Origin of the sequence: Mycobacterium sp. 236(2023) (assembly GCF_029623955.1) — a bacterium.
Classification (GTDB): domain Bacteria; phylum Actinomycetota; class Actinomycetes; order Mycobacteriales; family Mycobacteriaceae; genus Mycobacterium.
In genome coordinates this window covers 479,694-502,756 of sequence record NZ_JARSBP010000003.1, presented here as the reverse complement: position 1 = coordinate 502,756, position 23,063 = coordinate 479,694, and the positions used below count along the sequence as shown (strand labels likewise).

Annotated in this window: 22 protein-coding genes; 13 read left to right on the top strand and 9 right to left on the bottom strand. The window is 65.9% G+C overall.

The genetic code is table 11. The annotated features are described in order from the left end of the window. The first annotated feature begins 368 nt into the window (after positions 1-368). Entirely contained in the window at positions 369-2,018 is a 1,650-nt protein-coding gene (locus P9A17_RS13610) for a DNA repair helicase XPB (RefSeq protein ID WP_278039166.1), read from the top strand. A 332-nt stretch (positions 2,019-2,350) separates the two neighbouring features. On the opposite strand, the gene P9A17_RS13605 is transcribed toward P9A17_RS13610, so the two are convergent. Continuing rightward, a complete protein-coding gene (locus P9A17_RS13605) occupies positions 2,351-3,343 on the bottom strand; it encodes an LLM class F420-dependent oxidoreductase (protein ID WP_278039165.1) in 993 nt (330 codons plus the stop codon). A gap of 77 nt (positions 3,344-3,420) precedes the next feature. Between P9A17_RS13605 and P9A17_RS13600 the strand changes: the two genes are divergently transcribed. Further along, a complete protein-coding gene (locus tag P9A17_RS13600; RefSeq protein WP_278039164.1) occupies positions 3,421-3,846 on the top strand; it encodes a pyridoxamine 5'-phosphate oxidase family protein in 426 nt (141 codons plus the stop codon). On the opposite strand, the gene P9A17_RS13595 is transcribed toward P9A17_RS13600, so the two are convergent. Next, positions 3,847-5,343, bottom strand: a complete 1,497-nt coding sequence (locus P9A17_RS13595) for a fatty acid--CoA ligase family protein (protein WP_278039163.1) — start codon at positions 5,341-5,343, stop codon at positions 3,847-3,849. It abuts the gene before it with no gap. A gap of 73 nt (positions 5,344-5,416) precedes the next feature. On the opposite strand from P9A17_RS13595, the gene P9A17_RS13590 reads away from it, so the two are divergent. Beyond that, positions 5,417-6,751, top strand: a complete 1,335-nt coding sequence (locus P9A17_RS13590; RefSeq protein ID WP_278039162.1) for a cytosine permease — start codon at positions 5,417-5,419, stop codon at positions 6,749-6,751. Further along, positions 6,748-7,446 (top strand): isochorismatase family cysteine hydrolase, encoded by a 699-nt coding sequence (locus P9A17_RS13585; RefSeq protein WP_278039161.1) that lies wholly within the window; start codon positions 6,748-6,750, stop codon positions 7,444-7,446. The genes P9A17_RS13590 and P9A17_RS13585 overlap by 4 nt, the downstream gene beginning before the upstream one ends. Here P9A17_RS13585 and P9A17_RS13580 read toward each other — a convergent pair. The 5 genes from P9A17_RS13580 to P9A17_RS13560 all read right to left on the bottom strand — a co-directional run bounded on the left by P9A17_RS13580 (position 7,412) and on the right by P9A17_RS13560 (position 13,599). Continuing rightward, positions 7,412-8,398 (bottom strand): helix-turn-helix domain-containing protein, encoded by a 987-nt coding sequence (locus P9A17_RS13580; protein WP_278039160.1) that lies wholly within the window; start codon positions 8,396-8,398, stop codon positions 7,412-7,414. The genes P9A17_RS13585 and P9A17_RS13580 overlap by 35 nt on opposite strands. A gap of 309 nt (positions 8,399-8,707) precedes the next feature. Beyond that, entirely contained in the window at positions 8,708-10,852 is a 2,145-nt protein-coding gene (locus P9A17_RS13575; RefSeq protein WP_278039159.1) for a 3-hydroxyacyl-CoA dehydrogenase NAD-binding domain-containing protein, read from the bottom strand. 6 nt (positions 10,853-10,858) lie between these two features. After that, entirely contained in the window at positions 10,859-12,070 is a 1,212-nt protein-coding gene (locus P9A17_RS13570) for an acetyl-CoA C-acetyltransferase (RefSeq protein WP_278039158.1), read from the bottom strand. Between the two features lie 198 nt (positions 12,071-12,268). Beyond that, complete coding sequence (locus P9A17_RS13565; protein WP_278039157.1) at positions 12,269-12,457, bottom strand: hypothetical protein; 189 nt, start codon at positions 12,455-12,457, stop codon at positions 12,269-12,271. Between the two features lie 35 nt (positions 12,458-12,492). Continuing rightward, on the bottom strand, positions 12,493-13,599 hold the full coding sequence (locus P9A17_RS13560) for an alkene reductase (protein ID WP_278039156.1): 1,107 nt from the start codon (positions 13,597-13,599) through the stop codon (positions 12,493-12,495). Between the two features lie 63 nt (positions 13,600-13,662). Here P9A17_RS13560 and P9A17_RS13555 point away from each other — a divergent pair, with 63 nt between their 5' ends. Beyond that, entirely contained in the window at positions 13,663-14,553 is an 891-nt protein-coding gene (locus tag P9A17_RS13555) for a DUF5996 family protein (protein WP_278039155.1), read from the top strand. A gap of 1 nt (position 14,554) precedes the next feature. Here P9A17_RS13555 and P9A17_RS13550 read toward each other — a convergent pair whose 3' ends face one another. Then, entirely contained in the window at positions 14,555-14,971 is a 417-nt protein-coding gene (locus P9A17_RS13550; RefSeq protein ID WP_278039154.1) for a RidA family protein, read from the bottom strand. 50 nt (positions 14,972-15,021) lie between these two features. Between P9A17_RS13550 and P9A17_RS13545 the strand changes: the two genes are divergently transcribed. Continuing rightward, positions 15,022-15,483, top strand: a complete 462-nt coding sequence (locus P9A17_RS13545; protein WP_278039153.1) for a MarR family transcriptional regulator — start codon at positions 15,022-15,024, stop codon at positions 15,481-15,483. Positions 15,484-15,486: 3 nt separating this feature from the next. Here P9A17_RS13545 and P9A17_RS13540 read toward each other — a convergent pair whose 3' ends face one another. After that, positions 15,487-16,506, bottom strand: a complete 1,020-nt coding sequence (locus tag P9A17_RS13540) for a helix-turn-helix transcriptional regulator (protein WP_278039152.1) — start codon at positions 16,504-16,506, stop codon at positions 15,487-15,489. 216 nt (positions 16,507-16,722) lie between these two features. Here P9A17_RS13540 and urtA point away from each other — a divergent pair, with 216 nt between their 5' ends. From urtA to P9A17_RS13505, 7 genes are read left to right on the top strand one after another with little or no spacing between them, the layout of a single operon-like run. Next, complete coding sequence (gene urtA / locus P9A17_RS13535; RefSeq protein ID WP_278039151.1) at positions 16,723-17,985, top strand: urea ABC transporter substrate-binding protein; 1,263 nt, start codon at positions 16,723-16,725, stop codon at positions 17,983-17,985. A gap of 4 nt (positions 17,986-17,989) precedes the next feature. After that, positions 17,990-18,727 (top strand): urease subunit beta, encoded by a 738-nt coding sequence (locus P9A17_RS13530; protein WP_278039150.1) that lies wholly within the window; start codon positions 17,990-17,992, stop codon positions 18,725-18,727. Between the two features lies 1 nt (position 18,728). Then, positions 18,729-20,444: an urease subunit alpha gene (ureC, locus tag P9A17_RS13525; protein WP_278039149.1), complete on the top strand. Its 1,716-nt coding sequence runs from the start codon at positions 18,729-18,731 to the stop codon at positions 20,442-20,444. 13 nt (positions 20,445-20,457) lie between these two features. Further along, entirely contained in the window at positions 20,458-21,078 is a 621-nt protein-coding gene (ureG, locus tag P9A17_RS13520; RefSeq protein WP_278039148.1) for an urease accessory protein UreG, read from the top strand. Further along, on the top strand, positions 21,075-21,893 hold the full coding sequence (locus tag P9A17_RS13515; protein WP_278039147.1) for an urease accessory protein UreD: 819 nt from the start codon (positions 21,075-21,077) through the stop codon (positions 21,891-21,893). The genes ureG and P9A17_RS13515 overlap by 4 nt, the downstream gene beginning before the upstream one ends. Continuing rightward, positions 21,890-22,381 carry an urease accessory protein UreE gene (locus P9A17_RS13510; protein WP_278039146.1) on the top strand — a complete coding sequence of 164 codons (492 nt, stop codon included), beginning with the start codon at positions 21,890-21,892 and terminating at the stop codon, positions 22,379-22,381. The genes P9A17_RS13515 and P9A17_RS13510 overlap by 4 nt, the downstream gene beginning before the upstream one ends. Next, the gene (locus P9A17_RS13505) at positions 22,362-23,060 is read left to right on the top strand and encodes an urease accessory UreF family protein (RefSeq protein ID WP_278039145.1); all 699 of its coding nucleotides are present in this window, start codon (positions 22,362-22,364) and stop codon (positions 23,058-23,060) included. Before P9A17_RS13510 ends, P9A17_RS13505 begins: the two co-directional genes overlap by 20 nt. Positions 23,061-23,063 lie beyond the last annotated feature (3 nt).

Below are 23,063 nucleotides of genomic sequence, written 5' to 3'. Positions count from 1 at the left end.
CCGTGTTCATACGTTGACCCCCACTCCGCCGGGAGGCCGCCCGCGACGAGGCGGACTTTTCCCACAGCAGAAATGACACTAGAGCAAAATAGTGACCACGATCACAGTCTCGCAAGTGGCTGTTGCAAACGCAAACATCCAACCCGACGACGGGCACCCTGGCCAGGTGAAATAGCATCCAGCCGCGTTGTGGCGCGCGAGGCGCCAGGCGCTTTTCGGGCGCGTCGGCGATCGCGTACGGGCATTCCCGCAATGTGTCGCGACAATCGGTCCGCGTGTGGGAAGGGTGCGCTGACGGCACCCATGTCGGGCGAACCTGAATAATGGGAAAACGTGACTTTTCGCCAGATACCAGGGTGGGAGCGATCGTGACTGACGGCCCGCTGATCGTGCAGTCCGACAAGACGGTGCTGCTCGAGGTCGACCATGAGCAAGCCGGCGCGGCGCGTGCGGCGATCGCCCCGTTCGCCGAGCTCGAACGCGCGCCCGAACACATCCACACGTACCGGATCACCCCGCTGGCGCTGTGGAACGCCCGCGCCGCCGGCCACGACGCCGAACAGGTCGTCGACGCGCTGGTGTCGTTCTCCCGGTACGCGGTCCCGCAGCCGCTTCTCGTCGACATCGTCGACACCATGGCGCGGTACGGCCGCCTGCAGTTGGTCAAGCATCCCGCGCACGGACTGACGCTCGTCAGCCTGGACCGCGCCGTGCTCGAGGAGGTGCTGCGCAACAAGAAGATCGCGCCGATGCTCGGCGCCCGACTCGACGCCGACACCGTGATCGTGCACAACAGCGAACGGGGCCGCGTCAAGCAGATGCTGCTCAAGATCGGCTGGCCCGCAGAGGATCTGGCAGGCTATGTCGATGGCGAGGCGCACCCCATCGACCTCGCTCAGGACGGTTGGCATCTCCGCGATTACCAGCAGATGGCCGCCGATTCGTTCTGGGACGGCGGATCCGGTGTCGTGGTGCTGCCCTGCGGGGCGGGCAAGACGCTTGTCGGCGCTGCGGCGATGGCCAAGGCCGGCGCCACCACGCTGATCCTCGTCACGAACACCGTTGCGGGGCGGCAGTGGAAGCGGGAACTGATCGCACGGACCTCGTTGACCGAGAACGAGATCGGCGAATACTCCGGCGAGCGCAAGGAGATTCGTCCGGTCACGATCGCGACGTATCAGGTGATCACCCGCCGCACCAAGGGTGAGTACAAGCATCTGGAACTGTTCGACAGCCGCGACTGGGGGCTGATCATCTACGACGAGGTGCACCTGCTTCCCGCACCGGTGTTCCGGATGACGGCGGATCTGCAGTCCCGGCGCCGGCTCGGGCTGACGGCGACGCTGATCCGGGAGGACGGTCGCGAGGGCGACGTCTTCTCCCTGATCGGGCCCAAGCGATACGACGCGCCATGGAAGGACATCGAAGCGCAGGGCTGGATCGCGCCCGCAGAATGCGTAGAAGTCCGCGTCACGATGACCGACAACGAGCGCATGCTCTACGCCGTCGCAGAACCGGAGGAGCGCTACAAGTTGTGCGCGACGGCGCACACCAAGATCGCGGTCGTGAAGTCGATCCTGGAGCGCCACCCCGACGAGCCGACGCTGGTCATCGGCGCCTACCTCGACCAACTCGACGAATTGGGCACCGAGCTGAACGCCCCGGTGATCCAGGGGTCGACGAAGACCGCCGACCGCGAGGAACTCTTCGACAAGTTCCGTTGTGGCGAGATCCGGACGCTGGTCGTGTCCAAAGTCGCGAACTTCTCGATCGACCTGCCGGAAGCCAGTGTCGCGGTGCAGGTTTCGGGCACATTCGGCTCGCGACAGGAAGAGGCGCAGCGGCTCGGACGTCTGTTGCGACCCAAAGCCGACGGTGGCGGTGCCATCTTCTATTCGGTCGTGTCGCGCGACAGCCTCGACGCCGAGTACGCCGCGCACCGGCAGCGCTTCCTCGCCGAGCAGGGCTATGCGTACGTCATCAAGGACGCCGACGACCTGCTGGGGCCGGCGATCTAGAGGAGGTTTGGTTTGCTGGGCGCGCGCCGTCTCCTCAAGCGCGCGCCCAGCACCCTGAGCTTAAGCCAATAACGCAACTCCGTTAACGTAATCGCTGTGTTTATTTTCACACGCAACAATTTCGCAACACGACCGGTCCCAAGCCGACTCTAAAGTCGCAGTTCAGCGGCTTCGCAACCGGTTGCAGGTGAATTTACACCGCCGAAAATTGCTTAGCCGTGCTCATCAGACCGGGACGGGCCGCCCGACACCGCCATTTTCACGACGGTCCCAGCACCAAAGGGATCCCCGGCCGTTGCCGTAACGGAACGCGTCTGCGCTTGTCCGCGATGTCAGGACAGCGCGGGGATGACTTCGCGCTCGAACAGCTCGATGCCCGAGCGGTCATAGGCCGCCTCCGGGAAGTAGCAGATGACGTATTCACAGCCCAGATCCCGCAGCTTCTGCAGCGCTTCGACGAGCTGTTCCGGCGTCCCGCTGCCCGCCTGCGGTGTGCTCATCGAATTGAGCATCGCGTCGGCGGCGGCTTCCCCGCTCAGTCCGCTGATCCGCGAGCGCACGCGGCTGAGCCGGTCCTTGACCTCGCCTTCCGACGTCCCGACGACGGCGTTGACGTTCGCCGATCGTACGATTGCGCCGAAATCCGTTCCGACGTCGCGGCAGTGGCCGGCGAGGATCTCCGACTTGTGCGCGAAGCCCTCCGGCTCCGAGGTGAAGTTGGTGTACTGCGCATACTGCGCCGCGATGCGGAGCGTGACCTTCTCGCCACCGCCGGCGATCCACAGCGGAATCCCGTCGTCCTGCAACGGCTTGGGCGCCACGATCGCACCGTCGACCTGATAGTGCTTCCCGTCGAACGTGACGACACCGTCGCGCCACGCGTCGCGCATGATCTGCACGCCCTCGTCGAGGCGGCCGAGCCGCACTCCTGCTGAGGGGAATCCGTACCCGTATGCGCGCCACTCGTGTTCGTACCAACCGCCGCCGATACCCATCTGGACCCGTCCGCCCGAGATGACGTCGGCCGTCGCTGCGACCTTGGCCAGATAGGCGGGATTGCGGTAGCTCATCGCCGTACACATCTGGCCGAGCTTGATCCGCGACGTCGTCGCGGCATAGGCGGCCATCAACGACCAGGCCTCGTGGGTGGCTTCGCCCGTCGGCACCGGGACGGTGTGGAAGTGGTCGTACACCCACAGCGAGTCCCAGGCGTCTCCGCTGTCGACATAGGTGGCGAGGTCGCTCATCACCCGCCACTGATCACGGGGTTCGATGCCAACCAGGTCGAGTCGCCAGCCTTGCGGGATGAACAATCCGAAGCGCATGAATCCGACTCTATGTCGATGCGCGCGCGTGCGGTAACGAGCCCGGATTTGTCACCCTCGATCCGTAGCGTGGGTTCATGGCACTTTCCAAAGAAGAACGCGAACAGTTCCTGGCTGAACCGCACATCGGTGCACTGTCGGTGTCCAACGGCGACGACCGGGGTCCGCTGACTGTCCCGATCTGGTACCAGTACACGCCCGGCGGCGAGTTGTGGTTCAGCACGGGCAAAGGTTCGCGCAAGCACCAGCTGATCGAGGAGCGCGGCTTCGTGTCGATCATGGCCGAACGCCTCGAGCCGACGGTGCGCTACGTCGCTGTCGACGGTCCCGTGCTGCGCATCGAACCCGGCACCGATGAGCAGCTCGTCGAGATGACGAAGCGCTACCTACCGCCGGAGAGCGTGGACGGATATCTCGAGTTCGCCCGCCGCGAGCACGGGGAAAGCGTGGCGGTGTTCGTCAAGACGGCGCACTGGCTGTCGGCCGATCTGGGCTCGGTGTAACTAACCGCCGTACAGCGCAGCGACGGCCGGAAGGCTCACCTTGAGCGCCGGGTTTCGCGGCAGTTCGTCGACCGTGGCGAACGCGATCGGGACGTTGTAGACGGGAAGTGCCTGGCGGACGAGATCTTTCAGATCGTCGTCGGAGGGCACCGCCGTACCCGCGGTCACCTCGATCGCGGCGAACGGCACCTGGCCGAGGCGGGCGTCGGGAACGCCGACGACACAGGCGTCACGCACGGCCGGGTGCGAGATGAGCACCCGCCTGACTGCTTCGGGCTGCACCTTGAACCCGCCCCGGTTGATGGCACCGTCGGCACGCCCATGCAGCGTGACGAAACCGTCGTCGTCGATGCTGGCGATGTCGGTGGTGCGGATCCAGTCAGGGCCGATCGGTGCGACCTTGGCCTCCAGCAGACCTTCGGACCCTGGCGCCAGCACCGCCCCGGTATCGGCGTCGACAATCCTGAGCTCCGTGTCGGGCAGTGCGCGGCCGACGCTGTTGCGCTTCGTTTCGCCGAAGTCGCGCAGCATGTCCGGAGTCCACGCACACAGCGACCCGGCGAATTCGGTTGCGCCGTAGGCCAGCCGGATCGGGATGCCGTAACGCTGCTCGAACTCGTCGCGGGTCTCGGGATCCAGCGGCCCCGACGCGCTGATCAAGAACTCCAGCGAAGCCAGGTCGGCCTTGGGTACGTCGGCGTCGAGAAGCATCCGCACCACAGCCGGCTGCACGCCCGCGCGTGCGACGCGGTGTCGCTTCACCGCATCCACCCAGCCGTGGACGCTGAAGCGCTCCATCATCGCGATCCGCCGCCCGTTGTAGATGCCGGCGATCAGCTGACAGACGCCGATGCCACCGAACTGCCAGTAGGCGAATTCGGGTGGAGCGTCGCCGGGCGCCTTCTCCCCCGCGGTCACGCTGAAGACGGTCCGCTCCAGCACATGGATCTTGATGGCCTGCCGTTTCGGCGGCCCGGTGGTGCCGCTGGTCAGGATCTTCAAGGCGACCCCAGGTTCGGCGGGTGCGTGAGTGCGGGTGGTGTCGCGCTTCTCCAGGCCGGGCACGCTGGCGACGGTCGGGTCGGTGAGCGAGATGGCGATCCCAACACTGCCTGTCCGGCGCGCGGCCTCAACGACCGCTGCCGTCCAATCCTCGCGGTCGGCCACCACGGCAGAGAGGTTGAGCTGCTCCACGTCACGGGCGATCGCCTCGGGTGACTGGAAGGAGTAGATCATCGCCAGTGTGCGCCCGGCAGCCAGGAAGCCCGCGATGGCCGCGGCGTGCTGGAGTCGATTACGGACGATCAGCCCGACCGGCGCGTCGTCGTCGACGCCGGCATCGCGCAGCTTCGTGGCGATTGCGCGGCCGTACGCGGCAACCTCGTCACCGGTGTACCAACGGCCCTCGAACTCGATACACTGCCCGCCGCCATAGCTGTTCAGCGCTGTCGCCATGCTTGCGGTAAGGCTTTCGGTCACCCCGCCATTCTGGCTCATCGACCCCGCACGGCGTAACGAGAATTTCACTCGCGCCTAACGCTGAGAAATCTGTATACGCGACTGTATACACATGACAGTCACCACTCCCGCCCACCCGGGCGACGCCGCACTCGGCGAGGAATACGAGCACGAACCCGTTCCCGCCTCCGCCCGCAAGTCGCTGTTCTCCGTCTCGGCGGTGTGGGTCGGCTTCCCGATGATCATGACCTCGGCAGTGTTCTCCGGGATCGTCGTCTACAACCTCGGCTTCGTCACCGGCATCATCGCCATCCTCGTCGGCGATTTCGTCCTGATGGCCTACGTCGGCACCTTGAGTTATCTCGCCGGCCGATCGGGCAAGAACTTCGCGCTCACTGCTGCGGATACGTTCGGCTCCAAGGGTTTCCGCATCGTCTCGGCATTCCTGTCGACGCTGGTGATCGGTTGGTTCGCCTTTCAGACCGGCATGGTGGGCTCCACGCTCAACGCCTCGATGGGCTGGAGCGCCGTGTGGATCACGCTGCTGGCCGGCGTCCTGTTCGTCGCGCTTACCTTCGTCGGCATCAGAGCGATCTCATGGATCGGCGTCATCGCCTCAGCGCTGTTCATCCCGCTCGGGGTCGTGGCAGTCATCATCGCCGCACGGGACAACGGCGTCGGATCGGCCTTCTCATACGCCGGCGGTGCGGGCGTGAGCGCGTTCAGTTTCGGTGTCGCCGTGACGATGACGATCGCATGCTTCATCGACTCGGGAACCATGACAGCGGATTTCACCCGCTGGGCGCGCAACGGTAAAGAAGGTGCGCTCGCCGCGTTCTCCGCATTCCCCATCGCGTACTTCATCGCCCAGCTCGTCGGGGCGTTCGTCGTCGCACTCGGAGCGTCTGCGGCGGCCGAGAAGACCGGCGGCGACTTCCTGCACGTGCTGGTCGAGAACAGCGGCGTTCTGCTCGTCCTCGGTGTGCTGTTCGTGTTCGTCAACCTGGGCAGCGTCTGCGCCCACTGCCTGTACAACGGAGCCGTCGGCTTCGGCCACATCACCGGAAAGACCATGCGGCAGTTGACGATCGTGCTCGGCGTCATCGGCACCGCCGCTGCCGTCGCGGGCATCTGGTCCTACTTCGAGACGTGGCTCAGCCTCCTCGGGGTCCTCGTTCCGCCCATCGGCGTGATCATCATCCTCGACCAGCTGGTGTTCGCCGCGCGACGCACGCCGAGCGTGTCGGGACTGGCGTGGAAGCCGTTCGCCGCCTGGGGCATCGGCGCCGTCGTCGCGCTCCTGACCCACCTGTACGCACCGCAGCTCTCGGACGCTGTCGTCGCCATGGTGGTCGGTGGCCTCGCCTTTACGGCGCTGTCGTATCTCAGCGGACCAGCTGCGGCCACTCGGACAGCCGAGCCCGTCATGAGTGGAGAGTCGGCATGACCGTCACGATCGATGCCAACCCGTACATCTGGCCTTACGACGGCGACATTCCCCGCGAGCGCACCGCGCTGATCAACATCGACTGGCAGGTCGACTTCTGCGGGGAAGGCGGCTATGTCGACGCGATGGGCTATGACCTGTCGCTGACGCGAACTCCGTTGGGGCCAGCCCAGACTGTACTGCGCGCCGCGCGCGACGCCGGCCTGTTCGTCATCCACACCCGCGAAGGCCACCGGCCCGATCTGTCCGACCTTCCGCCGAACAAGCGCTGGCGTTCGGCACAGATCGGCGCGGAGATCGGCTCCCTCGGGCCGTGCGGACGGATTCTGACGAAGGGCGAGCCGGGCTGGGAGATTGTTCCCGAAATGACGCCTGTCGCAGGTGAACCCGTCATCGACAAACCCGGCAAAGGCAGCTTCTACGCCACCGATCTGGACCTGATTCTGGCCAGTCGCGGTATCACCCACATCGTCTTGACGGGGATCACCACCGACGTCTGTGTGCACACGACGATGCGCGACGCGAACGACCGCGGCTACGAGTGCCTCGTGGTGTCCGATGCCACCGGGGCCACCGACTATGCGAATCATGTTGCGGCGCTGAACATGATCACGATGCAAGGCGGAGTGTTCGGCGCCCACGCTCCGGCCGATGCGGTCGTCACGGCGCTGGAGAAGGTCGCGGCTGACCGGTGAACGCAGCGCGGTAATCGCTGGGCGTGGAGTGTATCTGGCGCACGAAGTGATGTCGGTAGGTCGCAGGAGATTCGAAGCCCACCCGGCTCGCGATCTGCTCGATGGAGAAGTCTGACGACTCGAGCAGAGCTAGGCTCGCCTGGATGCGCTGTTCGATGAGCCACTTGATCGGCGTGGTGCCGGTGGCTTTGGCGAATTGCCGCAGATAGCTTCGGCGCGACATCGTCGACTGCTCGGCCAATTCGTCCAGCGTGATCGCCCGGTCGAGATGCTCAAGGGCCCATGCCATTCCGTTGGCGATGCGGCCGTCGCCCGCTGGTTCGGGGACAGGCGTCTCGATGTACTGAGCCTGTCCCCCGCTGCGGTGCGGCGAGATGACGAGTCTGCGGGCCACATCGTTGGCGACGTGCACGCCGTGATCGGCGCGCACGATGTGCAGGCACAGATCCAGACCCGCGGCGCAGCCGGCACTGGTGAGGACGCGGCCGTTGTCGACGTACAGCGGGGCCGAGTCGACGTCGACGTTCGGGTAAGCCTTCCGGAGCAGATCCGTGTAGATCCAGTGAGTGGTGGCGGTCCTGCCGTCGAGCACCCCGGCTGCGGCCAGCGCGAAGGCTCCGGAGCAGATCGAGACCAGCCGTGCTCCGCGGGCGTCGGCGGCCTGGATCGCGTCGAGCAGTTCGGGCGAGCACGGTGCGTCGACGTTGCCGACGCTGGGAATCACGACGGTGTCAGCGTCCGCCAGATCGGACAGTCCGTACGACGTGCGCACTGTCGCGCCGCCGAGGAGCCGGATCTCGGGGGCTTCCGAGCACAGCTTGACCGAGTACCACGGCCGGGCGATGCCCGCGGAGAACCGTTCGGACAGCTCCGTCATCCCGAAGATCTCCGCAGCCACCCCCGATTCGAAGCCGGACATGCCGTCATAGGCAAGGATCGCGACAGAATGCATGTCACTATCTTAACGAATATCGTCACTAGGGCCACTGTTGGTCAGGTGACCGCGCAGGCAGCATTGAGGTCATGTTCTACAAGCCAAACACCCTGACAGCTCGCCTGCAGTCGAAGTTGGCCCGCCACAACGCAATCCGGCCGCTATTGCAGTTCGCCGCGGGAGTACACACCGCGAACGGGCTGGCCCACGGGGTACGACCGGATCCGGCGTCGGACGCACGCCCATAAAACGTGAATGCACGCTTTCTGACGGATTATTCGTGATTCTCGTCAGAAAGCGTGCACTCGTGGCTTAAGAGCCGGTCCGTTACGACAGAAGCGAAGCGGGCGGGTTGAAGCGCTCACCGTACTTGGCTGCCAGCTCCTTGGCACGGGCAACGAAGGCCTCCTTGCCGACACCGCCGGCACCCTCGTAGCCGACGATGAACTGCGCCGAGCCACCGGTGTAGGGCGGGAAACCGATGCCCATGATCGAGCCGATGTTCGCATCAGCGGTCGAGGTGAGCACGCCCTCATCGAGGCACTTCTGGGTCTCCAGAGCCTCGGCGAACAGCATGCGGTCGATCGCATCCTGCAGCGGGACATCACCGTCACCCGAGAATGTCTCGGCGAGTCCCGACCACAGCCCGACGCGCTTGCCGTCCACGTACTCGTAGAAGCCGGCACCCTTGAGGCGCGACGGACGGCCGATCTCGATCATCTTGTTGACGACGGCCTCGGCCGGGTGCGGCGTGTAGGTGCCGCCCTCGTCCTCGACGGCCTTGCGGGTCGCGATGGCGATCTTCTGCATCAGCTCCAGGTTGAGCTCGTCCGACAACTGCAGCGGCGGGGCCGGGTAGCCGGCCTGCGAACCTGCCTGCTCGATGCTGGCCGGCGCGACACCCTCACCGAGCATCGCGAGCGCCTCGTTGACGAACGTGCCGATGACACGGCTGGTGAAGAAGCCGCGGCTGTCATTGACGACGATCGGGGTCTTGCCGATGGCCAGGGTGTAGTCGAACACCCGGGCCAGCGCTTCGTCAGAAGTCTTCTCGCCCTTGATGATCTCCACCAGCGGCATCTTGTCGACCGGGGAGAAGAAGTGGATGCCGATGAAGTCCTCCTGGCGCTTCACGCCGGCCGCGAGACCGGTGATCGGCAGCGTGGAGGTGTTCGAGCCGAGCACCGCATTGGGCTCGACGACGTCCTCGATCTCCTGGAACACCTTGTGCTTCAGCTCAACCGACTCGAACACGGCCTCGATGACGAAGTCGACACCCTTGAGGTCGGCAGCGTCGGCGGTCGGCGTGATGCGACCGAGCAGCGCGTCGGACTTCTCCTGCGTCGTGCGGCCGCGCTCGAGCGCCTTGGCCTCGAGCTTCTCGGAGTAGCCCTTGCCCTTCTGCGCGGCTTCGAGCGAAACATCCTTGAGCACAACGTCATAACCGGCCTTGGCCGAGACGTAGGCGATACCCGCGCCCATCATGCCCGCGCCGAGCACGCCGATCTTGTTGATCTTCTTCGGTTCGATGCCGTCGGGACGCGAACCGCCACCGTTGATGGTCTGCAGATCCAGGAAGAACGCCTGGATCATGTTCTTGGCCGTCTGGCCGGTGACCAGCGTGGTGAAGTAGCGGCTCTCGATGCGGCTGGCGGTGTCGAAGTCGACCTGCGCACCCTCGACGACCGCATCCAGGATGGCCCGCGGTGCCGGCATCGGCGCACCCTTGAGCTGCTTGCGCAGCAGCGCCGGGAACGACGGCAGGATCGCCGCGAGCGCCGGGCTCGACGGGGTGCCGCCGGGCATCTTGTAGCCCTTCTGGTCCCAGGGCTGGGTGTGGGACTCGGGGTTGGCCTTGATCCACGCCTTCGCGGCCGGGATCAATTCCTCGACGCTGCCGACCAATTCGTCGATCAGCCCGATGTCCTTGGCCTTGCCCGGCTTGAAGCGGGTGCCCTGCGAGAGGACCTCCATGAAGGCCTTCTGGATGCCGAACATGCGCGTGGTGCGGGCGACGCCACCGCCACCGGGCAGCAGGCCGAGGGTGACCTCGGGCAGGCCGATGACGACGCCCTTGGTGTCGGAGGCGATGCGATGGTGACACGCCAGCGCGATCTCCAGGCCGCCACCGAGGGCCGCGCCGTTGATCGCGGCGACCACGGGCACGCCGAGGGTCTCCAGCTTGCGCAGGTCTGCCTTGATGAACTCGACCTCGGCGAACGATTCGGCCGCGTTGTCAGGGCCGACGTTCATCATGCCCTTGAGGTCACCGCCGGCGAAGAAGGTCTTCTTCGCGCTGGCGATAACGACGCCGGTGATCGAATCCTTCTCCGCTACAAGCTTTTCCACGGCGTTGTGCATGGATTCCTTGTAGTGCTCGTTCATCACGTTGGCGGACCCGGTCGGGTCGTCCAGCGTCAGGGTGACGATGCCGTCGGCATCCTTGTCCCACTTGATGGTGTTCTCAGCCATTTTCGGTCAGACCCTCTCGATGATGGTGGCCACGCCCATGCCGCCGCCGATGCACAGCGTGATCAGGGCACGCCGAGCGCCACGACGCTCGAGCTCGTCGACCATGGTTCCGGTGATCATGGCGCCGGTGGCGCCCAGCGGGTGGCCGAATGCGATGGCGCCACCGTTGACGTTGAGCTTCTCGTCGGGGATGTTGAGGTCCTTCTGGAACTTCAGCACCACCGAGGCGAACGCCTCGTTGAGCTCGAAGAGGTCGATGTCGTCGACCGTCAGGCCGGCGCGATCGAGCACCTTCTTGGTGGCCGGGGTCGGTCCGGTCAGCATGATGACCGGATCGGCGCCGGAGGTCGCCGTCGCGACGATGCGGGCGCGCGGGGTCAGCCCCTGCGACTTGCCCGCTGCCTCGGAACCGATGAGCAGCAGGGCCGCGCCGTCGACGATGCCCGAGCTGTTGCCGCCGGTGTGCACGTGGTTGATCTTCTCGATGTAGTGGTACTTCTGCAGCGCTACATCGTCGAACCCGCCCATCGCGCCAACACCGTCGAACGCGGTCTTCAACTTGCCGAGGCTCTCGACCGTCGATCCGGGACGCATGTGCTCGTCGTTGTCGAGCACGACGAGGCCGTTCTGGTCCTTGACCGGCACGACCGACTTGGCGAAGTAGCCACCCGACCATGCGGCGGCGGCCTTCTCCTGCGAGCGCGCGGCGTAGGCGTCCACGTCCTCACGGGAGAAGCCCTCGATGGTCGCGATCAGGTCGGCGCCGATGCCCTGCGGGACGAAGCCGATGCGGTAGTTGGTTTCGGGGTCAGACGCCCAGGCGCCGCCGTCGGAGCCCATGGGCACGCGGCTCATGGACTCGACACCGCCGGCGAGGACCAGATCGTCCCAGCCGGAGCGCACCTTCTGGGCGCCCAGGTTGACGGCTTCGAGGCCCGAGGCGCAGAAGCGGTTGAGCTGGAAGCCGCCGGTGGTCTCCGGTAGTCCGGCCACCAGACCGGCGGTGCGGGCGATGTCGCCGCCCTGGTCACCGACGGGCGAGACGACACCGAGGATGACGTCGCTGATCAGGTTCTCGTCCAGGTCGGGGTACCGCGCACGGATTTCGTCGATTAGGCCGACGACCAGGTTGACCGGCTTGATCTCGTTCAGCGAACCGTTGCGCTGCTTGCCGCGAGGCGTACGGATGGCCTCGTAGATGAAGGCTTCTTCGGACATGTGCTCTCCAAGTCCTGTTCAGGTTGATGCCGCGGCCTTCCATCAAGGACGGGTCCGCGGGGAGGCTGATCCTCTGCCGCGATGCTAGCAGCCTCGCCCAACCGCTTGGTTGGGCCCTGGTGACCTGGGTGAACAGACACAAACTCACACGATCCGAGCGTGGATCGTGTGAGTTTGTGTCTCCTCGGCGGGAAAGAGTTAGTCGGGTGAGCCCTCGGAATCATCGAAGAACGACCACTCGCCGTCGTGCTCGACCTCCATGCGCCAGCCGAGCTCGTCGTTGTCGGCCTTCTGGTCGACGAACCAGGCGTGCGCGTCTTCGGCGCTGTCGATGTCCTTGGTGTCGACGACGTCACCCTTGGGATTGAGCACTCGATAGGTAGCCATGCCGGAGACCATTCCCCGGCTGCCGCCGTTCACACCTACGCCGACCGAGGCGTCACCAATTCGTCCAGCATCGGATAGTCGATGTATCCGGCGGGGCCGGGAGCGTAGAACGTCGCCACGTCGGGCTCGTTGAGCGGAGCGCCGAGCGTCAGCCGCTCCACCAGATCCGGGTTCGCGAGGAACGCGCGCCCGACCGCGGCCGCGGAGATGACGCCCCACTCCGCCAGGTTCTCCAGCAGTGCGAAGTCGGTGACCTCGGTGCGCGGAGTGTTGAGCACCAGCGTGCCCTCCCACTGCGTGCGGATCGCGGCGAACGTCGGCTTCGATGGATCGATCACGACATGCAGGTAGGCGATGTTCAGTTCGGCGATGCGGCACAGCAGCATCTCGTAGGCGCTGAAGTCGTCGATCTCACGCATGTCGCCCGCTCCGTTTCCGGGCGAGATGCGCAGTCCGACACGCTCGGCGCCGATCTCGTCGGCGACGGCCTCGACGACCTCCGCGGCAAGCCGCGCGCGATTCTGCGGCGACCCACCGTAGGCGTCGGTGCGCTGGTTGACGACGTCGGAAAGAAACTCGTGCAGGAGATAACCGTTGGCGGAATGGATTTCGACGCCGTCCATCCCGGCGTCGACGGCACGTCGCGCCGCGCGACGGAACTGTCCGACGATCTCCTGAATCTCGTTGACTTCCAGCGCCCTCGGGACGGGCAGGGGTTGCTTACCCGACGGGGTGTGCGTCGTCACGTCGGCGGCGATCGGAGACGGCCCGACGACGTCGAACCCGCTGATTTCCGGATGCGCCATCCGCCCGACGTGCCACAGTTGCACGAACATCTTGCTGCCGGCTTGGTGAACCGCGGTCGCGATCTCGGCCCAGGCGTCCTGGTGGCGGTCGGTGTAGATGCCGGGGGTGTTCATGTACGCACCGTTGGCCTGTTCGCAGATCGCAGTGGCCTCACTGATGATCAGGCCTGCCCCGGCGCGCTGCGAATAGTAGGTTGCTGCCAGGTCAGACGGGGTGGCGTCGCCCTGGGCGCGCGATCTTGTCAACGGCGCCATGAACATTCGATTGGCGAGGTCGACACCTCCCAGCGAGACCGGTGCGAGCAACGCAGAATTTTCGCCCAGGGTGAAGGTCATGTCCGACTAAGCGCACAGCGAACGGTATTCATTCCCGCCCGCGCAATGGTCGAAGATGTCTTCATGACACAGGCGAATGAGAACTGGCCGGCGCTCGTCGTCGAGGACTGGCAGGACACCCGTGACACGGTCCACCTGTGGACGCAGATCGTCGGCAAGGTGAAGCTGGCCGCGACACCTCTGGTCAATCACTGGTGGAACATTGCGCTGTACGTCGATGCCCGTGGCCTGACGACCTCTCTGATGTCCTGGGAATCCCGGGCCTTCGACGTGAGCTTCGATTTCGTGGAGCACGTGCTGAACATCCGCATGACCGACGGCTCGTCGCGGAGCATGGCGTTGGAGCCCCGTTCGGTCGCGGACTTCCACGCTGAGTTCCGCCGCCACCTCGACGACCTCGGTATCTCTGTCCTGATCAGCCCGGTGCCCGTGGAGATCGCCGACGTCATCCCCTTCGCCGACGACACCACGCACGCCAGTTACGACGCTGCCGCGATGAACGCGTTCTGGAGATCGCTGGTGAGCGCCGACCGGGTCATGACCGAGTTCCGGGCCGACTTCAGCGGCAAGAGCAGCCCCGTCCACTTCTTCTGGGGCGCATTCGATCTCGCGGTGACGCGGTTCTCCGGCCGAGTGGCGCCGCCGCACCCGGGCGGGGTACCCAACTGCCCCGACTGGGTGATGACCGAGGCCTACAGCGCCGAGGTGTCCAGCGCCGGTTACTGGCCGGGCGGTGCCGAGGAAGGGGCGTTTTACTCCTACGCCTACCCTGCGCCCACCGGCTTCGAAAGTGTCGACCTCGGAGTCGACGGAGCGTACTTCGATTCCGGTCTGGGCGAGTTCGTCCTCCCCTATCGCACCGTGCGCACCGCTGCGGAACCCGAGAGACTCCTGCGCTCGTTCCTCGATTCCACTGCGGCGGCGGCCAAGGACCTCGCAGCCTGGCCCGAGTGACTCAGGACTCGACGACGGCCGTCACCCGGATCTCCACCCGCATCTTCGGCGCCCCCAGCGCCGTCACGCCTGTCTCCGTCCAGATGGGCGCACGGTCGGGCATCCACTTTTTCAACTGTGCGATCATGACGTCGTTGTGCGCATCACCGATGGAGTCCTGTTCGGTCGCAACGTGATACGAGTTCACATGGACGACGTCGCGCCACGAGGCACCAGCGGTGGCGAGGACGCGTTCGACGTTCTCGAACGCCCGCACGATCTCGTCCTCGAGGGACTCGGGGAAGGTCAGATCGTCGTCCCAGCCGCCCTGTCCGGAGATCTCAACCCAATCCCCGATGCGGACCGCCTGGCTGTAGTGCCGAGTTTCCCTGAACTTCTCGCCCAGTCCTGGTGTCACAAAGAATTCGATGTTTGTCATGACCCGTTCAATGACTTCACGCGTGAAGTTATTCCGGGTAGGGTGCGGAGATGACCGGCGATCCGAAGTGGCTGACCCCCGACGAGAAGGAGGCGTGGACGGGTTTGGTCTCGCTGATGCTGCTGTTACCGGGACAGCTCGAGGCGCCGCTGCGGGAGGTGGACCTGACGCTGTTCGAGTACATCGTCCTCAGCCACATCTCGGAAGCGCCGGATCGCCGAATCAGAATGAGCGAGTTGGCTTTTCTGGCCAGCGGCTCGCTGTCGCGGTTGTCGAACGTCGTCAAGAGATTCGAGCAGCGCGGCTGGGTCACGCGTTCCCCCGACCCCACCGACGGCCGCTACACGATCGCCGGCCTCACCGACGTCGGCTACCGCTTGGTGGTCAAGGCCGCACCGATTCACATGCGGTCGGTACGCCAGCTGGTGCTCGACCCGCTGACGGCAACGGACAAGCAGGCGTTGGCGCGCATTGCCGCCAAGCTGCGGGTCCGGCCCGCGGACCTGGCCTGACGCTCAGGCGAGCTGACGTCCCAAGCCCTCGGGATTCAGGTCCACCAGGACCCGACCCGACACCAGCCCCCACGCCACCGCCATCGACACGCACGAGGCCCGGTTGCTCGCACCGAGTTTGACGATCGCGTTCTCGACGTGATGCCCCGCGGTGCGGGCGCTGATGAACAGCCGGCTCGCGATCTGATTGTTGGTCAACCCGTACGCCGCCAGGGTCAACGCGTCCAGTTCACGCGGTGTGATCCCGAACGGGAGTTCGGCGCGGTTGACCAGGATCACCCCCGCCAGGCTGTCACCGCGGTAGCGCGGCGACGTCGACACATGCCGCACGTGCAACCACGACGCGCCGTCGTGCCATCGCGTCGCCTCCGGCCGCAGATGCGCACCGAAAGCACGACTGGCCAGCGCCATGTCGGCGACCAGCCCGACGTCGAGCGCGGCGGCAAACGTGTCCCCCATCCGCAGCAGGTGAGCCCGCCCGGCACCGTCGACCGCCCACGCCTGGGCGTCCGGGGACAAGAGCTCGGCGACCATGCGCGGCCGCACCGAGAAGTCGAGGTGTTCGGCCATCTGCCTGCGCAGCAGGTTGATCTGCCGCACGTCGTCATCGCTGGGATGGCGAGGGTCGTCGCAGTTGACGTGGATGGTGCCCGCATAGGTCCCGTCCGCGGTGACCAGCCGCGCGGACAATCCCTCGTCGAACCCGGCGGGGGTGAAAACCGCAGTGACGGAGTAGGAGTTGCGGTAGTCGGGGAAGTCGCGCCACCGCAGCGCACCCAGGTCCCTGCGTCGCATCGAATCGAACAGCGGGTCGTGGTCGATGAACCAGGTGTTGAGATGGTCGATCACCGCGTCGGGATAGTCGTGGTTGGCCACCGCAATGTGGTTGCGCGCGATAGGGTCCCACAGGCAGATCGCCGACGCCGAGGAGTCGGCACGTGCCGCCAGCGTCTCAAGCATCTCGTGCGCACGCGTCTCGATGCTGGCGGTACTACCCAACACCTCTCCGTAAGTGCCTGCCATCTCCGTCAGTCCTATCGCGCATCCCCTTGCGGCACATCATTGACAGCTCCTGTTTCCGGGATGTTTCGCCGCAGCGGCAGCCGCGCAAACTGAACCGGCAAATGGGAGATTCTTCCCATAGCCGTCCCGCTGAAGCCCTTCATACGCTGACGGTCATCAAGAACGCGGCACAGCGCGGTGCCCGAGCCGACAGCACCGAGCAGAGGGCGAACCACGATGAACAGGTCACCACATTCCACGCGCGGGTTGAGGCGGTGCTCGGTCGCGCTGCTGGCCGTGACGGCACTGCTCGCTGCGGGCTGCGGCAGCCGAGCCGGCGACGAAGGCACGGCTGCGGCGGAAAGCTGTGTCGACACCTCCGGAGACTCCGTCAAGGTCGGGGCGATCAACTCCCTGTCGGGCGGTTTGGCCGTCAGCGAGTCCGTCATCCGCGACGCGATCACGTTGGCCGTCGAGCAGGTCAACGCCTCCGGCGGAGTGCTCGGCAAGCAGCTGGAGCTGATCGGCGAGGACGGCGCCTCCGAGCCGACGATCTTCGCGGAGAAAGCACAGAAGCTTGTGCAATCCGACTGCGTTGCAGCCGTTTTCGGCGGCTATACCTCTGCCAGCCGCAAGGCGATGCTTCCGGTCTTCGAGGACTCCAACGCGCTGCTGTATTACGGCCAGCAGTACGAAGGCCTGGAGAGCTCGCCGAACATCTTCTACACCGGCGCCACCACCAACCAGCAGATCATTCCGTCCTTGGACTACCTCAAGGAACAGGGAGTGAAGTCGCTGTACCTCGTCGGCAGTGACTACGTCTTCCCGCGCACGTCCAATGCGATCGTCAAGGCCTACGCCCAGGCCAACGGCATCGAGATCAAGGGCGAGGATTACACGCCGCTGGGCAGCACCGACTTCTCCACGATCGTCAACAAGATCCGCACCGCCGACGCGGACGCGATCTTCAACGTCGTCGTCGGCGACTCACTCAACGCCTTCTTCCGGGAGTACCGCAGCGCGGGCCTGACCGCCGAGCAAATGCCGGTGATGTCGATGTGCGTCGGCGAAGAAGAGGTGCGCAGCATCGGTGCGCCCACGCTGGTCAACCAGCTGTCGTCGTGGAACTACTACCAGACACTCGACACCCCGGCGAACACCAAGTTCGTCGCCGACTTCAAGGCCCGCTTCGGCGCCGACCGCGTCACGTCCGATCCGATGGAGTCCGCCTTCGCCGCCGTCATGCTGTGGAAAGCCACTGTCGAGAAGGCGAATTCGTTCGCCGTGCCCGACATCCAGGCCGCCGCCGACGGCGTGACGGTCGACGTCCCCGAAGGTTCGATGACGCTCGATGGCGAGAACCACCACGTGACGAAGACCGCGCGCATCGGCAAGGTCGCCGACGACGGGCTGATCTACGAGGTGTGGGCTTCGCCGGCACCGATCGAGCCGGACCCGTACTTGAAGAGCTATCCGTGGGCCGCCGGGATCACGGGCTGACACCATGCATCTGACGCCTAAGGACGAGGACCGGCTGCTACTGTTCCTGGCCGCCGAGTTGGCGCGCAAGCGCCGCTCGGCGGGCCTGGCGCTGACCTACGCCGAAGCGCGCGCGTTGATCGCCGACGAGGTCGTCGAAGCCGCCCGCGCCGGTGCGACCGTGGCCGACGCGGCGGCGCACGGTGCGTCGGTGCTGACCGACGACGACGTGATGCCAGGGGTGTCAGTGCTTCTCGGCTCTGTGCAGGTGGAGGCGTTCTTCGAAGACGGACAGAAGCTGGTCACCGTGCACGACGCGATCGGCCCCGGAAGCGGAACGGCGGCCGGCGAGGAGGTGGTTCCCGGTGAGGTACTGCCGTGTGACGGGGAGATCGAGCTCAACGCGGGCCGCACCGCTGCACACGTGACCGTCGAGAACACCGGTGACCGGCCCATTCAGGTCGGATCGCATTTCCACTTCTTCGAGGTGAACCGCGCGTTGCGCTTCGACCGTTCGGCGAGTTTCGGGATGCGGCTGGACATTCCGTCGGGTACCGCGGTGCGCTTCGAACCCGGTGAGGCGCAGGAGGTCTCCCTCACCTCGTACGGCGGAGAGCGCACGGTGATCGGCCAGAACGACGTCGTGAACGCCGCGACGACCGCACCTCCGAGCAGCGACCTGATGGCGCGCATGCACGAGCTCGGCTTCCTCGATTCGGCAGAGCATTCCCCGTCGCTTCGCTCGCCCCAGGAAGGGTCCTGACGTGGCACACCGGATCAGCCGTGCGCACTACGCGGAGCTGTACGGACCCACCACCGGCGACCGGGTCCGGCTGGCCGACACCGAGTTGCTGGCCAAAGTCGAACACGACTCGACCGTGTACGGCGACGAATCGGTGTTCGGCGGCGGCAAGACGATGCGGGAAGGCATGGCGGTGCACGGCGACATCACCAATGCCGACGGCGCGTTGGACTTCGTCATCACCAATGTGCTGATCGTCGACGCCGTTCTCGGTATCCGCAAGGCCGACATCGGGATTCGGGACGGCAGGATTGCCGGGATCGGCAAGTCCGGTAACCCGCGCACGATGGACGGCGTCGACCCGGAGCTGATCATCGGCGCCGGGACCGACATCCGCGCCGGCGAGGGCATGATCGCGACGGCGGGCGCCATCGACGTCCATGTGCACTTCGACAGCGCCGGCCTCGTCGAAGAAGCCATCTCCAGTGGTGTCACCACGATGATCGGCGGCGGGCTGGGCCCCGTCACCGTCGGTATCACGTCGTCAGGCCCGAACAACTTGGCGCGAATGCTGCGTGCGGCCGAGGGATTCCCGATGAACTTCGGCTTCATCGGCAACGGAAGTGCCTCCAGCACAGCGCCGTTAATCGAACAGGGGTTGGCGGGGGCGATCGGCTACAAGATCCACGAGGACTGGGGCGCCACGCCCGCTGCGATCCGCGCGTCGCTGGATGCCGGCGACGAGCTCGATCTTCAGGTGCAGATCCACACCGACACCCTCAACGAATCCGGCTTCTTCGAGGACACGATGCGTGCCATCGGCGGCAGGCCGATCCACACCTACCACGCCGAAGGCGCGGGCGGTGGCCACGCCCCCGACATCATGCGCGTGGTCGGCGAGTCGTATTGCCTGCCATCGTCGACGAATCCGACCAACCCGTACACGCTCAACACCTTCGACGAGCACCTCGACATGGTGATGGTGTGCCATCACCTGAACCCGCGGATCCCCGAGGACGTGGCGTTCGCCGAGTCGCGGATCCGGCGCGAGACCATCGCCGCGGAGGACGTCCTGCACGACCTGGGCGCCATCTCGGCGATGGGGTCGGACTCTCAGGGCATGGGACGGATCGGCGAGACCATCGCTCGGACATGGCAACTGGCGTCGCACATGCGGGCCACCCGCGGCGCCCTGCCCGGCGACGAGGGCACCGGCGCGGACAACGCCCGGATACTTCGTTACGTTGCGAAACTCACGATCAATCCGGCGCGGTTGTTCGGCATCGACCACGAGGTCGGCTCCCTGGAAGTCGGCAAGCTCGCCGACATCGTGCTGTGGGAGCCGAAGTTCTTCGGCATCAGGCCCGAGGTCGTGTTCAAGGGCGGTTTCCCGGCGTGGTCGGTGATGGGCGAGGCCAACGCGTCACTGATGACGTGTGAACCGTTGAAGTACCGCCCGCAGTGGGCTGCGTTCGGCCGGACACCGGCCGACGTGTCGGTGAACTTCGTCGCGGCGGCGGCGGTCGACGCCGGACTGGGTCAGAAGCTGGGACTCGACACCCGGTTGGTGGCGTGCCGCGGTGCGCGGGCTCTGACGAAAGCCGATCTGCTGCACAACGACTACCTGCCCGACATCACGATCGAACCGGACACCTACCGCGTGACCGTCGACGGTGAGCCGTGCGTCAGCACCCCGATGGCCCGGGTACCGCTGGGACGCCGCTACACCATCAAATAGCAAGGAGCACAACATGGGCGGACCACTTCGCATCGGTATCGGCGGACCCGTCGGGTCGGGCAAGACGCGGCTCGTCGAGACGCTGGTGCCACAGCTGTCGGCGGCCGGGTTCAGCGTCGCGGTGATCACCAACGACCTCGTCACCGACGAGGACGCACAGCGCGTCCGGCGCAGTGGCGTCATCGACCCCGAGCGTGTGCTCGCGGTCGAGACCGGCGCCTGCCCGCACACCGCGATCCGCGAAGACCCGTCAGCCAACCTCGCCGCCGCCGAGCGTCTCAGCCGGACGTTCCCCGATCTCGATCTGATCCTCATCGAGTCGGGCGGCGACAACCTCGCCGCGACGTTCACCTCCGACCTCGTCGACTTCTGGATCTTCGTCATCGACACCGCCGCCGGTGACGACATCCCCCGAAAGAACGGCATCGGGTTGCTGCAGGCGGATCTGTTGGTGGTCAACAAGATCGACCTTGCTCCGCTCGTCGGCGCCGATCTGGAGTCGATGCGCCGCGACTGCGCGGTGGCACGCCCGGTCAAGCCGACGGTGTTCACCGACCTGCGGTCGGGGCGGGGATTGCCCGAGCTGACCGAGCGACTGCTCGAAGGGGCCATGCTGACCGCGAGCCTGCCGTGACCGCCGGCCTGGCCATCCGGCCCGGCGTGCTCGGCATCGACGCCGTCGCCGATACGTCGGGACGTACCCGCACATCGTCGCTGCGGCAACGGTATCCGCAGCGCGTCACGATGCCGATGTACTGCGACCCCGACCACCCCGGCGCAGCTACTCTGTGCGTTCAAAGTCCCAGCGGTGGAGCATTTTCCGACGACGATCTCTATACGACCGTGCGATGCCATTCCGGCGCACATCTGCATCTGACCACCCAGGCTGCCACACAGGTCTTCGCAGGCGATGGAACGGGCGCCCGGCACCATCTGAGCTTCACCGTCCACGACGGCGCGGTTCTGCAGTACTACCCGGGAACCGTCATCCCCCATACGGATTCGACGTTCACCCAGCAGATCGACGTCTACGTCGACCCCGGGGGCATCTATCTCGGTTGGGAAGCCGTCGCGGCAGGCCGGATCGCCCACGGCGAGCGCCACCGGTACGCCGGTTATGACAGCGCCCTGGTCGCCACCGTCGACGGCCGGACGATCGCCCGGGACCGGCAGCTGCTTCGCCCGCAATCACACAGCAGTGCACTGGATCTGATGGACGCCGACTATCTGGCGACGTTCCTCGTGGTCACCCCCGGCCGGGACACCCGCGTGTTGCTGGACCAGATCAGGAGCGTTCTCGGCGTCGACGGCGGGGCAAGCTCTCTGCCGCACGACGCCGGTGTGTTCGTGCGACTGACCGCACAGAGCGCCCCGGATCTGCACCGAATCAGACAGGCGCTGTTCGCCACCGCCCGCAAAGAGTTACTGCAGAAGGCGCAGGTGCGATGAACGCATCCGAGATCCTCGGCGACATCACCGATCCGCGTTTCGCCGGCCGCACGGTCCACCACGTCGACATCGGGTGGGGTGATGCGGCCAAGCACCGGCAGGCGGTGACGGCCGACACCGGCCTCGTCGTGCAGATCACGCTGCCGCGTGGCACGTTTCTGCGTGACGATGCGGTGATCGCCGACGACGGTACTGACATCGTCGTGGTGCGGCGTCCCGCCGAGGACGCCATCGTCGTGTCGTTCGGGGATAACGACGGTATCGCCGGGGCCCGCCGGATGTTGTTGCTCGGATACCTTCTGGGCAACCAGCACGCCCCGATCGACGTCGACGAAGGCAGTGCAGCGGCGCCGCTGTTCACCAGCACGGGCGCCGCGCTGGAATTGCTCGCCAGCCTGGGCATCGCCGGGGAGATCCGCCAGACACCCCTGGCGACACACGGGTGGACTCGAACCTCATCGGATTCCCATGCCGGCCATCACCACTGACCCCGACGTCGCGCTGACGCTGTGGATGCAGTTGCACGACAGCGCGTTTCCGACCGGCCGCATGGTGCACAGCCAAGGTCTGGAGCAATGGCTGGCCGATCGCCCCGACGCCGATCACGACGACATCGGGCGTGGGGTCACCGCATACCTGTCGAACAGCTTCGCACCGTTGGACGCGACCATCACCGCTGCAGCATGGCGGTCGTCGGACGATCTACGGACACTGTGCGACCTCGACGACGTGACGGCGAGTTACAAGCTGTTCAGCAATGCGCGCGTCGCGTCCCAATCGGCGGGCCGGCAGTTGGCTTCTGTGTCCCGGCAGACCGGTCTGGTCGGCGAATCCCGTTATCTGGAAGCAGTCGTCGACGGTGCCACACCGGGGCACTGTGCCGTGGTGGAGGGAGCGCTGCAGGCGTGGCTGGGGGTCCCGGAGCATGTCGCGGTGCTCGGTTCGCTGCGGTCGATGATGACGTCGATGCTCAGCGCAGCGGTCCGGCTCGGCAGGCTGGGCCCGATGCACAGCCAGCGGATCCAGGCGCGCAGCGCGGCGCTGCTCGTCGGCCTGGCCCGTGACGCCTGCGCCCGCGCGGTGGAGGATGTCTGGAGCGTCGCCCCGGCACTGGAGGTCAGCGGCATGCGCCATGAAACCCGAACGGCGCGGCTGTTCACGACCTAGTTG